Here is an 18,889-nt window from a genome sequence, read left to right as displayed (position 1 = left end):
GACAGTGAAGATGCAGGAAAGCAGACAGGGATCCGATCAGGCACGCTTTTCTCTGCCGCACAGGCCTTGGTTAAAAAGACAAACAAAACAGCGTGGGCAATATCATCAACACAATTAGCCTCAGGACAAATCTTTGCGGCTGATTTTGAAGTTACCCCAACATTGAGCGAAGACTTAAAGAATAGCTCAGGTGACGTGTCTTTAGATGGCCACGCGGTATTATCATTTGGTTTTGGTATCTAACGTGATTTTAAGATAGGCCATCTATTTGGCCTATCTTAATTTTCGAGGTTGTTAATTCATGATGAAAAACACAATAACATGTTTGGGCTTATTGCCGTTATTGGTAGCGGGTTTAAGTTACGCAGATACAAATGCTAATTTGAAAGTATCTGGTGAAATTAAGCCACCAACATGCTTTATCAATAATCAGAATGAAGTAGATATTGTATATAATTACACGATATCGCCAGAAATGCTTAATCGTTCAGAAACAACACCTTTAGATAGAAAAAAGAAAAGAATCGAAATAGTGTGTGATGCTACAACTTACTTAAGCTTTGAAGCCAAAGATAACCGTATTGATAGCGTTTCTTCAGAACAAGGTCGTATCTTATTTGGATTAGGTAAATATGGTGCTGATAATAGCCAAAATATTGGTGTTTATACCATTACAATGTCAAATGCGACTGTTAAAGAGAATAGTGAAGAAGCCGACAAAAACGTTTTAATATTGTCAGGAAATACCGCTAAGTTAAAAACGGATGTAAACCAATTGAAAAAAATAGCTTGGGCTGAAACATCGACAAAATTAGCAGCAGGAAAAATTTTTGCTGCTGATTTTGAGGTTTATGCGGTATTAGATATAATCAGAACAAATAATATTGAGGATATATCTCTAGATGGTAGTGCGACATTATCATTTGGTTTTGGTATTTAATTTTATTTTAAATAGGTTAGATAATTGACCTATTTAACTTATTGAGATTGTTAATTCATGATGAAAAACACAATAAAATGTTTGGGCTTATTGCCGTTATTGGTAGCAGGTTTAAGTTATGCAGATACAAATGCTAATTTGAAAGTATCTGGTGATATTAAGCCACCAACATGTTCTATCAATAATCAGAATGAAGTAGATATTGTATATAATTACACGATATCGCCAGAAATGCTTAACCGTTCAGGAAGAACATCTTTAGATAAACAAAAGAAAAGAATCGAAATCGTATGTGATGCAACGACTTACTTAAGTTTTGTGGCTCATGATAATCGCATTAGTCCTAGCGACGCAGCATTATTATTTGGATTAGGTACATATGGTGCTGATAATAATGAAATTGGTGTTTATAGCATTACAATGTCAAATGCGACTGTTAAAGCGAATAGTGAAGAAGATGCTAAACGTGTTTTAGTGTTACCAGAAGGAAGCAAAGCTGTAGCAGAAACCTCGATAGCGAAAATGAAAAAAACAGCTTGGGCTGAAACATCGAAAAAATTAGCACCAGGAAAAATTTTTGCTGCTGATTTTGAGGTTTATGCGGTATTAAATATAATCAGAACAAATAATATTGAGGATATATCTCTAGATGGCAGTGCGACATTATCATTTGGTTTTGGTATTTAATTTTATTTTAAATAGGTTAGATAATTGACCTATTTAACCTATTGAGATTGTTAATTTACGATGAAAAGCACAATAACATGTTTGGGCTTATTGCCGTTATTGGTAGCAGGTTTAAGTTATGCAGATATCAGTGCTAATTTGAAAGTATCTGGCGATATTAAACCACCAACATGCTCTATCAATAATCAGAATGAAGTGGATATTGAATATCGATTTGATATCGCTCCAGAAATGTTTCCTAGTTCAGATATCTTATATTTAGATGGTGAAACGAAAAGAATTGAAATAGTGTGTGATGCTGCCACTTATTTAAATTTTATAGCCAAAGATAATCGTAGTGATAGTGTCATAAATCCAGGCGATATCTTCTTTGGTTTAGGTAAATATGGTGCTGATAATAGCCAAAATATTGGTGTTTACACTATTACAATGTCAAATGCGACTGTTAAAGGAAATAGTGATGAAGGCGCTAAAAAAGTCTCTGTGTTGGCTGCGGGAGGGAGCGCTGTGCCAGAACTTTTAATAAGCCAATCGAAAAAAACAGCTTGGGCTGAAACATCGACAAAGTTAGCATCAGGACAAATTTTCGCGGCTGATTTTGAAGTTAAGCCAATGTTTTATGGTGAGGTAAAAGAGAGTGCTGGTGATGTATCCCTAGATGGCAGTGCGACATTATCATTTGGTTTTGGTATTTAATTTTATTTTATTCTAATCGGGTTAGGTTGTTGACCTATTTAAATTATTAGGGGCGTTAATTTAATATGAAAAATACAGTAAAATGTTTAGGTGTATTACCATTATTAGCCGCTGGTTTAAGCTATGCAGATACAAATGCTAATTTAAAAATATCTGGTGATATTAAGCCACCAACCTGTATGGTTAATGGAGAAGAGCAAACCAATATCATATATGACATGGGAAAACTCTCTGTTGATGTTATACCTATGTCGAATAGATATATTTTCCCGGAAAACTCAAAAATAAAAAATACGGTTACAGTGACATGTGACGCAGAGACTTATTTACTATTCATGGCGACGGATCTTTATGAAAGCTTAAATTTACCTTCGACGCCAGTAAGTCCTGATATTGCACATAAATATTTTCATATTAATGGGGGTAAACCGGCCGCACTTGGTGGTGTCTCATTTTTAGTAAAAGATGCTAAGGTCGATAATAATTCTGGATATGTTCGCCGTTTATATAACTCAATACATTCAACAGCGGGTCTTGGGCAATATGTGTTAACTAAGGGGGAATATTATGGATGGTCTAAGGCAAATGGTGAATCAATAAGTAAGAATGAATTTATGAGGTCATTAATACCAGGGAAAGTATTTTCAGCAAATTTTGAACAAGAGAGTATGTTTATTAACTCACGAAATGATTTGGCTAAAGCAAATATTGAGCTTAATGATGAAGTTAATTATAATGCAGAAGCTATAATTACTTTTAATTTTAGTATTTAATAATAAAAAATGGGATTTGTATTTTATGCGGGGAATCTAATGTTAACTTATGCCTGTATAAATTTTTGATTATCTAAATGATTTTGTACAGATAAAATATAATCAAAATATTGTGAAATCATTTTTCCAAGCAGTATAATTTATCAAAATTCACAGTTACATATCCATTGTTATTAAGTAATATAAATAAAAATCAGGCACTCGATATCTCATGGCATAGTGTATTGGGGACAGCTTAATTTTTGATTAGGTAGCCAGTCTGTACGACTCGTGCTACCTTTGTACGAATTTAGCAGTAGTATATGGCTATATATAATTTGCTATCTCAATCAGATTTAAATCAGGATCTCGAATATAAATAGATAATATCTCTCCCATTGCGCCTGTACGTTTGACAGGGCCTTCTATAATCTCGACACCTTGCTGTTGAATAAACGTCATAATTTGGTTTATTGGTGTATTACTGATAAAACATAAATCGAGTGAGCCAGGTACGGGTAAATGAGCTTTTGGCTCAAATTCTTTACCATATTGGTGGATATTTATTTTTTGCTCCCCAAATTGCAACGCATAGCGCTGCTCACCGAAGGTTATCAACTTCATTTTGAGTACATGGGTGTAGAAATCAATACACGCGTTTTGATCGGTTGTGGTTAACACCAGATGGTCTAAATGGTTAATCATCAGACACTCCTATCCTTCTTCTTTATGTCGTGTTATGCGATGACGCTTACTTTGTTCTGCTATTAGCCGTTTGTCGTTTTTTGCAGAACAAAAGTTCATCAATGCTCCCCATATCATAGTGAGCTTTCTTTTTATCTCATGTTTTAGCGAACAATAATACTGAACTAGAGGTATAATTATAACGAATGACGTCTGGTGTGAGGTGGATTATGGAATACCAATTTTTTCAGGATATAACTGGAGAGATATCGGCAAAATTTTCGATGGATCATGAAGCGGTTGGTTATTGGCTTAATGAGGAAATTAAAGGCGATTTTAGTCTGTTAGATGAAATAGAAGCCGGATACGAATCGATTAAAGGTAGCGAGAAGCAATGGGAATTAATCGGTCATGAATACACATTGGTATTAGACGATGAAGAAGTGATGATCCGAGCGAATCAACTTGCTTTCGAGACGGAGGGTTTAGAAGAGGGAATGAGTTACTATGATAATGAAAGTGTCGCATTTTGCGGCATTGATGATTTTATGAGTATGCTTAACGATTACAGACAATTCGTTTTAGAAAATAAAGTAAAATAAATTTTTGTTTTAAAATGTTGTCAGATTTTAGATATTGTAGTTATTATTTAATTGCAATATCACATGGTTAGTTTGAATAAGAACTAAATTGTTGGGAGCATGTGATAATTTCATTTACCGAGTAATTCCATTTAAAAATTAGAGGACTGTATGAATACTGATGATGTTACCGGAGCGTTGAATGACGCAACGAATTGGTTTGCGGCAAATCAGGATCTGTTAGTTCAGTATGCGGTGAATATCGTTTCTGCTATCGTCATTCTTATTGTCGGTATGATGATTGCTAAGTGGGTTGGACGTGGCTTACATCGTGTGATGACAGCACGCGGCATCGACCCTACCGTGAGTGAATTTTTATCCGCGATTGTCCGTTATACTGTTGTTGCGTTTACGTTTATTGCTGTACTTGGCAAAATTGGTGTTCAAACAGCATCTGTGATTGCTGTATTGGGTGCTGCGGGCTTAGCTGTTGGTTTAGCATTACAAAACTCATTAGGCAACTTTGCCGCTGGTGTATTATTAGTCGTGTTTAGACCTCTGCGAGCTGGTGAGTATGTCCAAATTGGGGCTGTAGAAGGAACGGTTCAAAACGTTCAAATTTTCTCTACCACACTTAGAACAGCAGATGATCGCATTATCGTCATTCCGAATGGTAAAATTATTGCAGATAACATTATCAATATCACTCGTGAACCTGATCGCCGAACTGATATTATTGTTGGAGTGGCGTATGATTCAGATATTGATTTAGTCAAAAAAGTATTAGGTGACATTGTTGCTGCTGATGAGCGTATTTTACACGATAAAGGTGTGACTATCCGTTTACACGAAATGGCGCCATCTTCATTAAATTATTTAGTCCGTTTTTGGGCTAAAAATGGTGACACATGGCCTGTATATTGGGATTTAATGGAAAATTTCAAACGTGCACTCGATAAGCACGATATTGGTATACCATTCCCTCAAATGGATGTCCATTTACATCAACAGGCTGCTATTGCAGTGAAAAAAGATATGACAGAATAAGCGTATTTATTGAATGATAAAACTGGGTCAGTTTATTGTACTGTACCCAGTTTTTTTTATTTGCTGATTTTCCTTTCCTATCGTTTAGATAGCGAACGTCACAATAAGTTATTCTAATCTTCTATAAGAAATAATAATTTTCCCTAATAATTTTTTCTAATTAGAATCTCATTGAATAAAATGAATAATTATTAGGAATTTATGCATGTTTACGATTTATATTCAGGGTGCTTTACTTGGTGCTGCAATGATACTTCCATTAGGCCCGCAAAATGCATTTATTTTGCAGCAGGGAAGTCGAAAGCAATATCATGTGATGAGTGCATTTTTATGCTCCTTAAGTGATACAGTATTAATTATTGCTGGCGTTTTTGGAGGAAGTGCATTACTAAGCCAGTCTGAAATTCTGTTGCAATTGATTACATGGGCTGGGGTAGCGTTTCTAGCTTGGTATGGTTACGGCGCATGTCGTAGCGCTTTTAGTCGCGATGAAGTTAGGGTGCAAGCAGAGAATAAGGTTGCCAATCGTTGGCGAGTGATCGTGACTCTATTTGCGGTAACGTGGCTAAACCCTCATGTGTATTTAGATACTTTTGTGGTATTAGGCAGTGTGGGAGGGCAGTTAGAAAGCTCATTACGGCCGTGGTTTACGGCAGGGGCACTGACCGCATCTTTTGCTTGGTTTTTTGCTTTAGCGATATTAGCGGCTTGGTTTTCCCCCATACTAAATAAGCCACGTTCACAACGCGTAATTAATCTCTTTGTTGGAATGGTGATGTGGTTTATTGCCTTTCAATTAGCGAAGCAAGGGTTAGGGTATTGATAATTTCTTATTAATCCGAAACGAATTTCACATAGGATGTGTTAATGTTTAAGTAAGGTTGTGGGATAAATAAGTTATGTCACCACAACTTTCTTATTATTGATTATTAGGAGGTCCTGTGAAGTTAAAGTCTCTTGTTCTTGCTGCCATGATGGCTGGTGTTGCGGTTCCTGCTATTGCACAAGCTAATCCGCTTCCTGAAGGGCCACATATTACAACGTCAGGTAATGCAATAATTAAAGCATCACCGGATATGGCGACATTAAATATCAATGTTGAAGTGACTGAAAAAGATGCAGCAGCGGCTAAAACAGGCGTTGATAAACGTGTTGCTGAATATTTTGAGTTCTTGAAACAAAATGGTATCGAAAAGAAAGATATCAATGCTGCTAATGTGCGTACTCAACCAAAATATGAGTATGATAAAGAATCTCAGAAATCATCCATTGTAGGTTATACAGCAATTCGTTCTGTTGAAGTTAAAGTCACTAAATTAGATCAACTCAATACCTTGCTTGATGGTGCATTAAAAGCAGGGCTTAATGAAATTAATTCAGTTCAGTTCGGTGTGAATAACCCTCAACAATATCGCGATGAGGCTCGAGAAAAAGCGATTAAAAATGCGATTGAACAAGCGAATGCCTTGGCAAAAGGGTTTAATGTTCAGTTAGGGCCTGTATACAGTGTGAATTATCGTGCACCGGATGCGACCCCATACCCTGCGCCAGTCATGAATTACAGAGCGAAAATGGCACTCTCTGCTGCCCCTGAGCGCGATGTCAACGAAACTTATGAGCAGCAGAGTATTGATTTTAACGACCAAGTTGATGTGGTTTTTGAATTAAAACGTTAAGTTTCATCTTCTTGTTTTAACATCTGACGCCCTGTTTTGAGTAGGGCGTCAGTGACTTTCTTCATCGTACGGCTTTCCGGGGCAAAACGGTGCCAATATAGCATCCGACGTTGGCATAGCCCTGGCGTCAAATCAATTAATTCACCTGTACTAAGCTCATTAGCAATTTGTAAATGTGGGATCATACAGCAAGTTGACCCCTGTTTTGCCAGTTGTACAAATGCCTCTGATGAATTAACGATGTGACATGGCACACTACCGGGCGATAGACCAAAATTCTGTTGTACAAAAGCTTGGTGCATATCATCAAGGTGGTCAAAGGCTACTGCTGGCGCTTTAAGAAGCGATGAACGTGTGACGCCTTCAGGGAAATATTTTGCTGCAAAATCGGGTGATGCAACAAAAATATAATCCAATGCTCCGAGTTTATCGACTAAACACCCCGGCAATGCTTGAGGTTGAATACTGATTGCGCCAACCACTTCGCCACGTCTTAACCGTTCTTGCGTTCGTGTTTCATCTTCCACTTGGATATTCAAACGAATTGGGCTATTGCCTAAAACAGGATTAAGTGCAGGTAATAACCAAGTTGCTAGACTGTCGGCGTTGACTGCAAGTGAAAGTAGTAATGGCGTTGACCCCCCGTTTTCATCACCGAGCCATTGTTCTTCGAGTAATTCTACTTGATGAAGAAGTGCTAATAGCTTCTGCCCTTGCTCTGTGGGGTGTGGCGGTACTGTCCGAACGAGTAGCGGCTGACCAAATAGGTTCTCTAATTGTTTGATCCGCTGTGAGACGGCAGATTGTGTAATACATAATTTTTGAGCTGCCCGCTCAAATCCTCTTTCACGAATGACAGCATCCAGTGCTTGCAACGCGCGGTAATCAGGGCGCTTCATTGGGGGTATTCTCCTTGTTGTTATTCTACGACTCACTATGCCATATTTTGCCTCAGAACACCTGCAATATTGATGACAATGTGTGAATCACAGAATATTACGAACAAAGCTGAACTTGTTAGGTGTCCGTTATATAATATTATTAGCAGATAAAAACCTCATTCACTCTTAAAAATAGTAGAAGGCATCGCATGACTCAGGATGAATTAAAAAAAGCAGTAGGTTGGGCAGCATTAGATTACGTGAAACCGGGCACGATTGTTGGTGTCGGCACTGGCTCTACCGCCTCTCATTTTATTGATGCTTTGGCAACAATGAAGGGGCAGATAGAGGGGGCAGTTTCAAGTTCAGAAGCATCGACAGCGAAACTTAAATCACTGGGCATTCCTGTGTTAGATTGTAATGATGTTGATTCGCTGGATGTTTATGTTGATGGTGCAGATGAAATTGATCACCATAAAAACATGATCAAAGGTGGCGGGGCAGCCTTAACACGTGAAAAAATTGTGGCAGCGATTGCCAAAACATTTGTTTGCATCGTAGATGAGTCTAAACAAGTGGATGTATTGGGTAAATTCCCTCTCCCTGTTGAAGTGATCCCAATGGCACGCAGCTATGTCGCGCGTGAACTTGTTAAATTAGGTGGTGTACCAGAGTACCGCCAAAATGTCGTTACTGATAACGGTAATGTGATTCTTGATGTGCATAATTTAAGCATTGTGGATCCTGTTGCTCTCGAAAACAAAATTAACGCCATTGCAGGCGTTGTTACGGTTGGTTTGTTTGCAAATCGTGGCGCTGACATTGTTTTAATGGGGACTTCTGAAGGCGTAAAAACGATTAAATAGTTTGTTCTGAATATCGATTTAATACTGCTGTTTGTTAGAAATCGGTTATTATTTGAATATTCCCCTTAGCCAGTTAGATTGACTTAGCTATGCTGATAACAGCATAGCTAGGAACGACTGACTTTAGCCTTTCTCAAATGATCATTTCATGATACTAGGGATGTATTGACATGGTAGATCACATCAAAGTCAAACTCGAACGCAACGAATATGTCCGTTTCAATAATTACTGTTATAAAAATGACTATTTTTCCGAGAATAGTGCATGGGATAAATCGTTGATTGTGATGGCGGTTGTTTTTTTCATCGCATTTATTGTTGCCTTTCAGCTTTTAAATATCACCCTTTTTCAGTTAACCATTGCGTTTATTATCGCCTCATTTTTATTTTTGTTTATTGCCGTTCGATTATTGAAAACGTTTAATCGAGCAATTCCTGATGAAGGCGGCTACCTGTTTTGTGAAAAGGAATATCGTTTTGATGAGATTGGGCTTCATGAGGTAAGTAAATATGGCAACGCATTGATTAAATGGGAGTCATTTAAATTTATACGGACGGATGGTGATTTATTGTATCTTTTTATAGACCGTGTTTTTGCCATTATCATTCCAGCACGCTGTTTTGCGTCGACAGAAGAGAGCCAACAATTTGTGCGAATGGTAAAAGAAAAAGCGATTAATTTAGTTAAGTAAATTTTTGCTGTAAAAACAATTGGTCTATTGGTTTGGAAGATAGATGCCTGTCTAAGTCATCTATTTTACTAATATCATCTAGCAATAAAAAAAATAGCAATTTTTATTTCCCCCTTATTTTGGTGATATATCTCACACTAATGCTTATTGCACAGGCAAAATCCTTATTTTGTGTTACCGCCCCTGATTTTCTGCCACATAACTTCTTTTTCTTCGCACTTAACCAGATAAATGAGGCAAACGATTGTATTGATACTGCGCCGTTTTTTGCTATGTTGGTACACGGAAAGTTCATCTGTTATGAATCTTAAGCTGATAGGGTAGGGTAAATGGTTAAGGTATCTTTGGAAAAAGACAAAATTAAATTTTTACTATTGGAAGGAGTTCACCAAAGCGCGGTTGATAATTTAAAAGCAGCAGGCTATACCAACATTGAATATCACAAAAGTGCGTTGTCGGACGAAGAGTTAAAAGAAGCAATTAAAGATGCGCGTTTTGTCGGTATTCGCTCCCGTACTCATCTGACTGAAGAGATCTTTGCGGCAGCAGAAAAATTAGTGGCTGTCGGCTGTTTCTGTATTGGTACAAACCAAGTGGATTTAGATGCTGCGGCGAAACGCGGTATCCCTGTTTTTAATGCGCCTTTCTCAAATACCCGTTCCGTTGCTGAGATGGTTTTAGGTCAATTGTTACTGCTGTTACGTCGTATTCCTGAAGCGAATATGAAAGCGCATCGCGGCATCTGGGAAAAACAGGCGAAAGGTTGCTTTGAAGCTCGCGGTAAACGCTTAGGGATTGTTGGTTACGGTCATATCGGTACTCAGCTAGGTATTTTGGCTGAAGGGATTGGTATGGATGTTTATTTTTATGATATTGAAAATAAATTACCGCTGGGTAATGCGACACAAGTTCGCTCAATGGCTGAACTATTAAACATGAGCGACGTTGTGAGCTTGCATGTGCCAGAAACAGCAAGCACCAAAAATATGTTTGCAAAAGAGCAGTTTGAACTGATGAAACCGGGGGCCATTTTCATCAATGCGTCACGCGGTACAGTTGTTGATATCCCTGCTTTGGCTGATGCACTGGAAAGCAAACATCTGTCAGGTGCGGCAGTTGACGTATTCCCGACAGAGCCTGCGGCGAACAATGACCCTAATGACCCATTCATTAGTGAGCTAATCAAGTTCGACAACGTGATTTTGACGCCTCATATTGGTGGCTCAACAGAAGAAGCACAAGAAAATATCGGGTTAGAGGTTGCAAGTAAATTAGCGAAATATTCAGATAATGGTTCGACGCTTTCCGCGGTTAATTTCCCTGAAGTTTCTCTGCCAGTACATACTGAAGATACTAACCGTCTATTGCATATTCATGAAAACCGCCCTGGAATGATGAATAGCATTAACCAAGTGTTTACTGAAAACAATATCAACGTTGTTGGCCAGTATTTACGTACTGCTGGAAATGTTGGTTACGTTGTAATTGATATTATCACGCAACAGCCCGATCACGCTGATGATATTCTGGTTAAATTGAAACAATTGCCGGGCACTATCCGCGCTCGACTACTGTATTAATCATTTAACCAAGCGTATCGAATGGATATTATGGCACTGGGTTACCAGTGCCATATTTTTTGTGGGGTAATAATTTCAGGAAGAGGAATATCCCAATGTGCCACGGGGAGAGCAGTGACCCGTTGGCAATCATGGGCAAGCCCTATTGGGTAAAATCCTTTCTGCTGCCAATTAGCTAAAGTCCTATCATAAAAACCGCCTCCCATACCCAAACGTTGACCCTGTTCATCAAAGGCAACCAGTGGGATCATCATGACATCTAACTGATTTATGGGTCGCACTTGGGTTACGTCTAATGGGGGTTCATCGATGTTAAATCGATTTTTAACTAACTGAGTTGTCGGCGCATAGTTTAAAAACAGCAGATGATGAGGGCTAAAGGGATGTAATACGGGCAGGTAAACTTTTTTCCCTTGCTGCCATAGTGCATCAATTAATGGTTGAGTGTGGATCTCGCCATCAAAAGAAAGAAACAACGCAATGTGTTGTGCTTGAGCAATCTTAGGGTGAGATAAGGTATGTTGTACGATTTTTTTTGCAGCCAGTTGTTGTTGCTCTGGACTCAGCTGCTGGCGTAACTGACGAACCGATTGGCGAATTTGCTGACGCATGACTGATAAGTTATCTTCCATAAGATCCGCAACCTTAGAGGCTATTAACTCTATTATTATTAGTGGTTTGATAAATATGTAAGTAATGGTTGGAAGTATAGCCTAATGAGCGTGAGATAATAGTATTAGAAGCAAGCTTATGGGAAAAATTGAGGGTCTCCAAGATGCCGTTGTAGGCTGTAACCCTTGAACCCTTGGTTCAAGGTGAACGTAGTTTAGCAACCTTTAGGCTTCCTGAGCGAATCAGGCGTGCTCACCAGCGCAATAACCACATTCTGTTTTTTTGAAATATCGGCTCAGGGGACTGACCCACTCACGAGCATCTCAGAGAAATTTGGTTTGAGTGCGTAACGTCACTCTATGTACTTCATTGTATGAAATTGGATTTAAAAAGCAACCCTATTTTCGTTTATTTTTTTATACTAGTGTATGATTATTAAGCAAATTTAGCCGATAGGCATAACCTGCCTCTCAGTGATTTTTACCTGATCGTGTAATGCTTGCTCGATTGTTTGTTGCAGCATTTTTATCTTCTCTTCCATATTATATGCATAATCGCGTGTTTTTGTCTTTTCTTGTGTTAATTCGTGACACACGTTCAATGCAACGATAAAAATAAGCTGTTCTGTATTAGTAACACCACTTCTATCTTTGAGATCTTGAAGGCGTTGCTCAAGTTCTTGGGCGGATGCCAGTAGGGCTTCTTTTTGTTCGACAGGGCAGTTGACTCTCATTGAGCGCCCGAATATTTGAATGTCAACAGGTTGTGCGGACATGATACCTCCATACGAATAGGACTCGCCGCAAATACAATGTTCGGCGTAAAATAATAGATGGTTTATTCACTAATTTTAGCTGCTTTATTAAAAATACAGATCAAAAGCTTACTGGTATAGCGACCATCCTTGATGGTAGCATATCATGAATCATTAGCTAACATGACGAATTCAGATGTCTATACAAAAATCTTTACCAAATTATGAAACGTTGGACAACCTTCTCCAACAGCATTCTATCGCACTGACTGCCGCAGAAATTCACGGTTTAATTACAGGACTGATTTGTGGAGGAAGTCGCGATAGTGGCTGGCAGACATTAGTCCACGATCTGGCTAATGATGGTTTAGCGTTCCCTCAAGCTATTGCTCAACCACTACGTGAATTATATGACACGACTTTCCAAGTGTTGGACGACAGTGAATTTGCGTTCTCAATGCTATTTCCCGATGAAAATGCGTCCGTCTTTGATCACGCAGATGCACTGGCAGGATGGGTAAACCATTTCTTATTAGGTATTGGCGTGGCTCAACCTAAACTTGCAGATAAAAAAGAAGTCAGTGAAGTGATTAACGACTTACGTAATATTGGCATGCTTGGTTATGATGAAGATGAAGACCAAGAAGAGCTTGAGCAGGCGTTAGAAGAAGTCGTCGAATATGTCAGAGTCGCTGTTCAGCTTTGTTATATTACTTTCACCGAAGGGAAAAAAGAGCAGTCGACAACTGGCAATAATAAACCCATTCTTCATTAAAACAGTTTGTGCCTGTTCACCATCTTTGCTTATTTGAGCTAAATAGCCATTTGTAAAGTGAAACAGGTACAGATTAACTGCTTGCCGTTGTACTCTACCTAATTCGAGTTGCATCTAGGCGGCAAGCAAAGATATCCCCTCGAAAGAGTAAAGAATTGATGTTACTTGGGTGATTGAGCCTGTGCAAATAACAAGGTAATTTGAAGTGTGGTAAGTATATTCGCTTAATAAATAAGCGTAACCCTCTACTCAACAATCTAGATAATAAGGCAGAAACGGTATGAATAAACAGGAATTTATTTCTCGTCGTAACGCATTATTGGCTCAGATGAAGCCAGCAAGCGCCGCTATTATTTTTTCAGCGCCTGTGGCTCAACGCAATGCAGATTGCGAATACCCGTATCGTCAGCACAGCGACTTTCTTTACCTGACAGGGTTTAGTGAGCCTGAAGCCGTTTTACTGCTAATCAAAAGTGATGAAAAACATAGCCATACGGTGCTTTTTAACCGTGTTCGTGATTTAACGGCTGAAATCTGGTTTGGTCGTCGATTAGGGCAAGAAGCAGCGCCTGAAAAACTGGGCGTTAGTAAAGCATTACCATTTGATGAAATTGAAGAACAACTCTATCAACTCCTTAATGGACTTGATGTGATTTATCACGCGCAAGGCGAATTCGAATATGCAGACAAACTAGTTTTCGGTGCGCTAGATATTCTTCGTAAAGGTAGTCGCCGCAATTTGCGCGCACCAAATACTATGATTGATTGGCGTCCTTTAGTGCATGAGATGCGTTTATTTAAATCGGAAGCTGAAATTGCGGTGATGCGCAAAGCAGGTGAGATCTCTGCATTAGCGCATATCAGAGCAATGAAGACCTGTAAACCAGGCATGTATGAATATCAGCTTTGTGGGGAGTTGGAGCACGAATTCACTCGCCATGGGGCACGCTACCCCTCGTATAACTCGATCGTTGGCAGCGGCGAAAATGCCTGCATTCTGCATTACACTGAAAATGAAAGTGAAATGAAAGATGGAGAGTTGGTGTTAATTGATGCGGGGGCTGAATTTGATGGCTACGCTGGTGATATCACACGTACTTTCCCCGTCAATGGTAAATTTACGCAGCCGCAACGCGCTATTTACGATATCGTACTGAAAGCATTGAATACGGCTTTAGAATTATATCGTCCGGGCACCAGCATTCATGAAGTGACGCAAAAAATCATTCGAATCAAAGTTGAAGGACTTGTGGAACTGGGTATTTTGCATGGCGATGTCGATCAATTGATCGAAAACAAAGCACATTTCCCATTCTTTATGCATGGTTTAAGCCATTGGCTGGGGTTAGATGTTCATGATGTCGGATGCTATGGGGTGGAGCGTGATAGGATCTTAGAGCCAGGTATGGTTCTGACTGTAGAGCCGGGGCTGTATATTGCGCCTGATGCAGATGTGCCACCAGAGTATCGCGGGATCGGTATCCGCATAGAAGATGACATTGTAATTACCGAAAATGGTAATGAAAACTTGACCGATTTAGTGGTGAAGGACCCTGATGAAATCGAGGCATTAATGGCTGAAGCTAAAAATGCTTAAAATAAGTAGTAAAAGGTAATTAATACAACATGAACGTGATTATTGTTGGTGGTGGAATGGCAGGGGCAACATTGGCTCTGGCTATTTCATCATTAAGCCAAGGAAAATTGTCAGTATCACTGATAGAAGCTTCCTTACCGGAAGGCACACATCCAGGGTTTGATGCTCGAGCGATAGCGCTTGCCCATGGAACATGTCAGCGATTGTCTAAAATTGGTATTTGGGAAGCACTGGCGGATTGTGTCACACCAATAACTCATGTTCATGTTTCCGATAGAGGGCATGCCGGGTTTGTCAATATCAACGCGCAGGATTATCACATCCCTGAGCTTGGTAATGTGATTGAACTCCATGATGCAGGGGAGCGCTTATTTGCCTTATTGCGTAAAGCTCCCGGCGTTACTCTGTATTGCCCTGCGAAAGTTGAAAATATCCAGCGGCACAGTGAATGTGTGTCAGTCACGCTAGATAACGGCGAAACTCTTTCAGGCTCCTTATTGGTGGCCGCAGATGGTAGCCATTCTGCCGTGGGCCATGCCTGTCATATGCAGTGGCAGCAGGACGATTATGGGCAAGTTGCAATAATTGCCAATGTAAAAACGGCGATAAACCCACACGGGCAAGCATTCGAGCGTTTTACTGAGTTTGGCCCTTTAGCCTTGTTGCCGATGTCGCAAGGGCGCAGCTCATTAGTTTGGTGCCATCATCAAGAGCAAGCCGAAACGATTAAAATGTGGGATGATGAAACATTCATTCAGCAACTTCAGCAAGCTTTTGGCTGGCGGCTTGGTAAAATCACTCAAGTGGGAACACGGTTTTGTTATCCGTTATCCCTTCGAAAAGCGTTAAATCCAATTAGCCATCGAACTGTGTTAGTGGGAAATGCAGCGCAAACGCTACACCCTATTGCAGGGCAAGGTTTTAATCTTGGGATCCGTGATGTCATGCAGTTAGCGGAATTGGTGGTTGCCGCACATCAACAAGGTCAGGATATTGGCGCTTATGCACTGTTAAATACGTATCAGCAAGCGCGTGCTATTGATAGAGAACGAACGGTCACCATGACAGATGGTTTGGTTCGTATTTTTGCAAATCGCTGTTTGCCGTTAGTGGTTGGACGTAATTTAGGTTTAATGGCAATGGAAATGTTACCGTCAGTACGTGATGTATTAGCTCGTCAAACACTTGGCTGGGTGGCGGAACAATAACCACAGAACTAAGAGGAATAAAAATATGCAATCGTTTGATGTGGTTATCGCCGGTGGTGGTATGGTTGGCCTAGCACTTGCCTGTGGTTTAGAAGGCTCAGGGCTACGTGTTGCCGTAATTGAAAGTCATCCAGCGAAAAAGCCTTTTTCGGACAGTGACCCTTATGCACTGCGAGTGTCTGCGATTAATGCAGCGAGCGAAAAATTACTAAGCTATTTAGATGTTTGGTCAACAATAAAATCAATGAGGGCTTCAGCCTACAACGGCATGGAAGTTTGGGATAATGACAGCTTTGGTCGTATCCAGTTTTCTGCAAAAGAGCAGAACCTCTCCCATTTAGGGCATATTGTTGAAAATAACGTGATTCGTGATGCGTTATGGCAAAAAGCATCCACCTTGCGAGAGGTGACTATACTGGCACCGGCGACTATTCAAAAAGTCGTTTGGGGGGAAAATGATGTTTTTATTACCCTCACTGATGATTCGATGTTAACCGCAAGGCTTATTGTCGGGGCGGATGGTGCCAATTCTTGGTTACGTGGTCATGCCGATATCCCCCTGACATTTTGGGATTATGAGCACACGGCCTTAGTTGCGACGATCCGCACAGAGCAGCCCCATGAGGCGGTAGCACGCCAATCCTTTGATGGTAAAGGGATATTGGCATTTCTGCCGTTGAGTGACCCTCATCTATGTTCAATTGTTTGGTCTCAACCTGCAACAGAAGCAGCAAGACGTCAGCAAATGGATAAAGCAGATTTTGAAAAAGAGTTAGCGGTCGCATTTGATACGCGTTTAGGGCTATGCCAACTGGAGAGTGAACGACTGACTATCCCTTTAACGGGGCGTTACGCACGACAGTTTGCGGCGCAACGTTTAGCACTTCTTGGCGATGCCGCTCACACTATTCACCCATTGGCAGGGCAGGGAGTTAACTTAGGCTTTATGGATGTTGCCATGCTGTTAGGGGAAATCAAACGCCTGCATCGTGAAGGTAAAGATTTCGGGCAATATTTCTACTTGCGTACTTTCGAGCGCCATCGTAAACACAGTGCGGCTTTGATGCTTGCTGGTATGCAAGGGTTCCGTGAATTATTTGATGGCAACAATCCGGCTAAGAAATTATTCCGTGATATAGGATTGGTGCTGGCAGATAGCTTACCCGGCGTGAAACCTCAACTACTTAATCATGCTATGGGCCTGTTTGATATGCCTGAATGGCTAGAAAAAGTTCAGCTAGCCCCCTCTAAATAATATTACCTATCAATTGGCAGTAGTAAACGCTGCCAATCCCTCTCTTTTTGTGTTCGTGGAACACTCATTTTTTTCAATGATGGCAAGGCGATTATTGACGTAATTGCCATCGTTATTTTTTGTATTCATGATTGAGAAATTCTAATTATAGCCAAATTTCGCATTAGTTTTACTAATTTTGCTGTGGGGTGCTAACATTGGTTTTTCACTAACATCTCTAGAGATACGATGATTAACTCTACGCTTTTAGGTTAAATATAGTGGGATTGAGTGATCATTCTCAATTTTTTAACAAAATTAGCTGGATTATGTCGCTTGTAATCAGTAATACAGAGTGTTGGTAGCCCTATTTTTTTTAATGGTTTCTTACTAAAAACAGTGGTAGTTTTTAATAAGATGTTATCGTTTGCGTAGCGTTATTGGCTGTGGCGTGATAAATCATTTTCCTGCACAGCAACAGTGGCGCTCACCCTATCATATTCAAATGTAAAGAGGGTATTCATGGCAAAGCAAACCCCGCTATATGATGAACATATAGCCTGCGGTGCGAAAATGGTGGATTTTCATGGTTGGATGATGCCATTGCACTACGGGTCACAAATCAATGAACATAATTTAGTGAGAACCGATGCTGGGATGTTTGATGTCTCCCACATGACTATTGTTGATCTACATGGTGAAGGTTGCCGCGATTTCCTTCGCTATCTTCTCGCAAATGATATTGCCAAGCTGACCGACAAAGGGAAGGCACTTTATACGGGGATGTTAAATGCTTCAGGCGGAGTCATTGACGATTTAATTGTTTATTACCTTAATGATGATTTCTACCGCTTGGTTGTCAACTCCGCGACCCGTGATAAGGATATCGCATGGATTGAACAGCATATGAAATCGTATCCTGTCTCTATTGAAGTGCGTGATGATCTTGCCCTATTAGCGGTTCAAGGCCCTACAGCGCAACAAAAAGTCCATTCGCTATTGACGCCATCACAATGTGCCCTGTTGGCAGATATGAAGCCATTCTATGGGGTGCAAGCCGATGAACTCTTTATTGCAACTACGGGCTATACTGGCGAAAAAGGCTATGAAATAGCATTGCCGAAAGCGCAAGTGGTCGAGTTTTGGCATCAATTGCTGAAAGCCGGTGTTCATCCCGCAGGGTTAGGTGCGCGTGATACTTTGCGCCTTGAGGCTGGCATGAATTTATATGGGCAAGACATGGATGAGACTATCTCACCACTGGCTGCCAATATGGGATGGACGATCGCTTGGAAGCCTGAAGACCGCCAATTCATCGGTCGTGAAGCATTAGAGAAATTAAAAGAGCAAGGCACCGAAAAATTAGTCGGTATTGTTATGCGTGAAAAAGGCATATTACGAGCAGGCCAAACGGTACGTTTCACCGACGATTTAGGTAAATTACAAGAAGGGGTTATTACCAGCGGCTCTTTCTCGCCAACACTCGGTTTCAGTATTGCCTTGGCACGTGTGCCAAAAGAAATACAAGATAAAGCCATTGTTGAAATACGTAACCGAGAAATGCCTGTTGAGGTGGTAAAACCTGGGTTTGTGCGGGAAGGAAAAGCCCTCGTTTAAGAGTGGCTAA

Annotated in this window: 20 protein-coding genes, 1 other RNA gene and 1 pseudogene; 17 read left to right on the top strand and 5 right to left on the bottom strand. The window is 40.2% G+C overall.

Features of this window, described 5'->3' with window-relative positions:
- The 5 genes and pseudogenes from PR709_RS03240 to PR709_RS03220 form a co-directional block, all read left to right on the top strand.
- Positions 1 to 243: pseudogene (locus tag PR709_RS03240) on the top strand (fimbrial protein); the annotation flags it as partial.
- A 58-nt stretch (positions 244 to 301) separates the two neighbouring features.
- On the top strand, positions 302 to 940 hold the full coding sequence (locus PR709_RS03235; protein ID WP_004921795.1) for a DUF1120 domain-containing protein: 639 nt from the start codon (positions 302 to 304) through the stop codon (positions 938 to 940).
- A 57-nt stretch (positions 941 to 997) separates the two neighbouring features.
- A complete protein-coding gene (locus PR709_RS03230; RefSeq protein WP_004921792.1) occupies positions 998 to 1,627 on the top strand; it encodes a hypothetical protein in 630 nt (209 codons plus the stop codon).
- A gap of 60 nt (positions 1,628 to 1,687) precedes the next feature.
- Complete coding sequence (locus PR709_RS03225) at positions 1,688 to 2,323, top strand: fimbrial protein (RefSeq protein WP_036941165.1); 636 nt, start codon at positions 1,688 to 1,690, stop codon at positions 2,321 to 2,323.
- A 65-nt stretch (positions 2,324 to 2,388) separates the two neighbouring features.
- Positions 2,389 to 3,096: a type 1 fimbrial protein gene (locus tag PR709_RS03220; protein ID WP_040133342.1), complete on the top strand. Its 708-nt coding sequence runs from the start codon at positions 2,389 to 2,391 to the stop codon at positions 3,094 to 3,096.
- Positions 3,097 to 3,402: 306 nt separating this feature from the next.
- On the opposite strand, the gene PR709_RS03215 is transcribed toward PR709_RS03220, so the two are convergent.
- On the bottom strand, positions 3,403 to 3,780 hold the full coding sequence (locus PR709_RS03215) for a VOC family protein (protein WP_004921781.1): 378 nt from the start codon (positions 3,778 to 3,780) through the stop codon (positions 3,403 to 3,405).
- 209 nt (positions 3,781 to 3,989) lie between these two features.
- Here PR709_RS03215 and PR709_RS03210 point away from each other — a divergent pair, with 209 nt between their 5' ends.
- The 4 genes from PR709_RS03210 to PR709_RS03195 all read left to right on the top strand — a co-directional run bounded on the left by PR709_RS03210 (position 3,990) and on the right by PR709_RS03195 (position 7,063).
- Complete coding sequence (locus tag PR709_RS03210) at positions 3,990 to 4,361, top strand: YacL family protein (RefSeq protein WP_014656392.1); 372 nt, start codon at positions 3,990 to 3,992, stop codon at positions 4,359 to 4,361.
- A gap of 150 nt (positions 4,362 to 4,511) precedes the next feature.
- Complete coding sequence (gene mscS, locus PR709_RS03205; RefSeq protein ID WP_272570715.1) at positions 4,512 to 5,387, top strand: small-conductance mechanosensitive channel MscS; 876 nt, start codon at positions 4,512 to 4,514, stop codon at positions 5,385 to 5,387.
- Between the two features lie 205 nt (positions 5,388 to 5,592).
- Positions 5,593 to 6,210 carry an arginine exporter ArgO gene (argO, locus tag PR709_RS03200; RefSeq protein ID WP_004921770.1) on the top strand — a complete coding sequence of 206 codons (618 nt, stop codon included), beginning with the start codon at positions 5,593 to 5,595 and terminating at the stop codon, positions 6,208 to 6,210.
- A 118-nt stretch (positions 6,211 to 6,328) separates the two neighbouring features.
- Positions 6,329 to 7,063: an oxidative stress defense protein gene (locus PR709_RS03195; protein WP_004921765.1), complete on the top strand. Its 735-nt coding sequence runs from the start codon at positions 6,329 to 6,331 to the stop codon at positions 7,061 to 7,063.
- Here PR709_RS03195 and PR709_RS03190 read toward each other — a convergent pair.
- Positions 7,060 to 7,962 (bottom strand): LysR family transcriptional regulator ArgP, encoded by a 903-nt coding sequence (locus PR709_RS03190; protein WP_004921761.1) that lies wholly within the window; start codon positions 7,960 to 7,962, stop codon positions 7,060 to 7,062. The two genes, PR709_RS03195 and PR709_RS03190, sit on opposite strands and share 4 nt — an antisense overlap.
- 191 nt (positions 7,963 to 8,153) lie before the next feature.
- Between PR709_RS03190 and rpiA the strand changes: the two genes are divergently transcribed.
- The 3 genes from rpiA to serA all read left to right on the top strand — a co-directional run bounded on the left by rpiA (position 8,154) and on the right by serA (position 11,082).
- Positions 8,154 to 8,810, top strand: coding sequence for a ribose-5-phosphate isomerase RpiA (rpiA, locus tag PR709_RS03185; RefSeq protein ID WP_004921758.1), 657 nt, complete (start codon positions 8,154 to 8,156; stop codon positions 8,808 to 8,810).
- A gap of 170 nt (positions 8,811 to 8,980) precedes the next feature.
- Positions 8,981 to 9,502, top strand: coding sequence for a YcxB family protein (locus PR709_RS03180; RefSeq protein WP_061063821.1), 522 nt, complete (start codon positions 8,981 to 8,983; stop codon positions 9,500 to 9,502).
- 329 nt (positions 9,503 to 9,831) lie between these two features.
- Positions 9,832 to 11,082, top strand: a complete 1,251-nt coding sequence (gene serA / locus PR709_RS03175; protein WP_004921747.1) for a phosphoglycerate dehydrogenase — start codon at positions 9,832 to 9,834, stop codon at positions 11,080 to 11,082.
- Positions 11,083 to 11,123: 41 nt separating this feature from the next.
- Here serA and PR709_RS03170 read toward each other — a convergent pair whose 3' ends face one another.
- The 3 genes from PR709_RS03170 to zapA form a co-directional block, all read right to left on the bottom strand.
- Positions 11,124 to 11,714: a 5-formyltetrahydrofolate cyclo-ligase gene (locus PR709_RS03170; protein WP_036941161.1), complete on the bottom strand. Its 591-nt coding sequence runs from the start codon at positions 11,712 to 11,714 to the stop codon at positions 11,124 to 11,126.
- Between the two features lie 131 nt (positions 11,715 to 11,845).
- A non-coding RNA gene (gene ssrS, locus PR709_RS03165) (6S RNA) lies at positions 11,846 to 12,027 on the bottom strand.
- Positions 12,028 to 12,139: 112 nt separating this feature from the next.
- On the bottom strand, positions 12,140 to 12,469 hold the full coding sequence (zapA, locus tag PR709_RS03160; RefSeq protein ID WP_004921740.1) for a cell division protein ZapA: 330 nt from the start codon (positions 12,467 to 12,469) through the stop codon (positions 12,140 to 12,142).
- 175 nt (positions 12,470 to 12,644) lie between these two features.
- Here zapA and PR709_RS03155 point away from each other — a divergent pair, with 175 nt between their 5' ends.
- The 5 genes from PR709_RS03155 to gcvT all read left to right on the top strand — a co-directional run bounded on the left by PR709_RS03155 (position 12,645) and on the right by gcvT (position 18,879).
- Positions 12,645 to 13,223 (top strand): YecA/YgfB family protein, encoded by a 579-nt coding sequence (locus PR709_RS03155; protein WP_004921737.1) that lies wholly within the window; start codon positions 12,645 to 12,647, stop codon positions 13,221 to 13,223.
- A 280-nt stretch (positions 13,224 to 13,503) separates the two neighbouring features.
- Positions 13,504 to 14,820, top strand: coding sequence for a Xaa-Pro aminopeptidase (gene pepP / locus PR709_RS03150; RefSeq protein ID WP_004921736.1), 1,317 nt, complete (start codon positions 13,504 to 13,506; stop codon positions 14,818 to 14,820).
- A 29-nt stretch (positions 14,821 to 14,849) separates the two neighbouring features.
- Positions 14,850 to 16,028, top strand: a complete 1,179-nt coding sequence (gene ubiH / locus PR709_RS03145; RefSeq protein WP_072502435.1) for a 2-octaprenyl-6-methoxyphenyl hydroxylase — start codon at positions 14,850 to 14,852, stop codon at positions 16,026 to 16,028.
- 25 nt (positions 16,029 to 16,053) lie between these two features.
- Complete coding sequence (gene ubiI, locus PR709_RS03140; RefSeq protein WP_014656390.1) at positions 16,054 to 17,283, top strand: FAD-dependent 2-octaprenylphenol hydroxylase; 1,230 nt, start codon at positions 16,054 to 16,056, stop codon at positions 17,281 to 17,283.
- A 501-nt stretch (positions 17,284 to 17,784) separates the two neighbouring features.
- Entirely contained in the window at positions 17,785 to 18,879 is a 1,095-nt protein-coding gene (gene gcvT, locus PR709_RS03135) for a glycine cleavage system aminomethyltransferase GcvT (RefSeq protein WP_004921724.1), read from the top strand.
- The last annotated feature ends 10 nt before the right edge of the window (positions 18,880 to 18,889 follow it).

This window comes from Providencia sp. PROV267, assembly GCF_028477825.1.
Taxonomy (GTDB): domain Bacteria; phylum Pseudomonadota; class Gammaproteobacteria; order Enterobacterales; family Enterobacteriaceae; genus Providencia; species Providencia stuartii.
Note: the sequence above shows the minus strand (reverse complement) of the source record. Positions and strands in the feature narration are given on the sequence as shown.

Bases quoted from the DNA above. Each gene is read 5' to 3' on its own strand.
- PR709_RS03210 (WP_014656392.1), top strand. From the start codon at position 3,990: ATGGAATACCAATTTTTTCAGGATATAACTGGAGAGATATCGGCAAAA.
- PR709_RS03225 (WP_036941165.1), top strand. From the start codon at position 1,688: ATGAAAAGCACAATAACATGTTTGGGCTTATTGCCGTTATTGGTAGCA.
- mscS (WP_272570715.1), top strand. From the start codon at position 4,512: ATGAATACTGATGATGTTACCGGAGCGTTGAATGACGCAACGAATTGG.
- PR709_RS03190 (WP_004921761.1), bottom strand. From the start codon at position 7,962: ATGAAGCGCCCTGATTACCGCGCGTTGCAAGCACTGGATGCTGTCATT.
- PR709_RS03220 (WP_040133342.1), top strand. From the start codon at position 2,389: ATGAAAAATACAGTAAAATGTTTAGGTGTATTACCATTATTAGCCGCT.
- gcvT (WP_004921724.1), top strand. From the start codon at position 17,785: ATGGCAAAGCAAACCCCGCTATATGATGAACATATAGCCTGCGGTGCG.
- ubiH (WP_072502435.1), top strand. From the start codon at position 14,850: ATGAACGTGATTATTGTTGGTGGTGGAATGGCAGGGGCAACATTGGCT.
- rpiA (WP_004921758.1), top strand. From the start codon at position 8,154: ATGACTCAGGATGAATTAAAAAAAGCAGTAGGTTGGGCAGCATTAGAT.
- PR709_RS03235 (WP_004921795.1), top strand. From the start codon at position 302: ATGATGAAAAACACAATAACATGTTTGGGCTTATTGCCGTTATTGGTA.
- PR709_RS03215 (WP_004921781.1), bottom strand. From the start codon at position 3,780: ATGATTAACCATTTAGACCATCTGGTGTTAACCACAACCGATCAAAAC.
- PR709_RS03155 (WP_004921737.1), top strand. From the start codon at position 12,645: ATGTCTATACAAAAATCTTTACCAAATTATGAAACGTTGGACAACCTT.
- PR709_RS03180 (WP_061063821.1), top strand. From the start codon at position 8,981: ATGGTAGATCACATCAAAGTCAAACTCGAACGCAACGAATATGTCCGT.
- zapA (WP_004921740.1), bottom strand. From the start codon at position 12,469: ATGTCCGCACAACCTGTTGACATTCAAATATTCGGGCGCTCAATGAGA.
- argO (WP_004921770.1), top strand. From the start codon at position 5,593: ATGTTTACGATTTATATTCAGGGTGCTTTACTTGGTGCTGCAATGATA.
- serA (WP_004921747.1), top strand. From the start codon at position 9,832: ATGGTTAAGGTATCTTTGGAAAAAGACAAAATTAAATTTTTACTATTG.
- PR709_RS03230 (WP_004921792.1), top strand. From the start codon at position 998: ATGATGAAAAACACAATAAAATGTTTGGGCTTATTGCCGTTATTGGTA.
- ubiI (WP_014656390.1), top strand. From the start codon at position 16,054: ATGCAATCGTTTGATGTGGTTATCGCCGGTGGTGGTATGGTTGGCCTA.
- pepP (WP_004921736.1), top strand. From the start codon at position 13,504: ATGAATAAACAGGAATTTATTTCTCGTCGTAACGCATTATTGGCTCAG.
- PR709_RS03170 (WP_036941161.1), bottom strand. From the start codon at position 11,714: ATGGAAGATAACTTATCAGTCATGCGTCAGCAAATTCGCCAATCGGTT.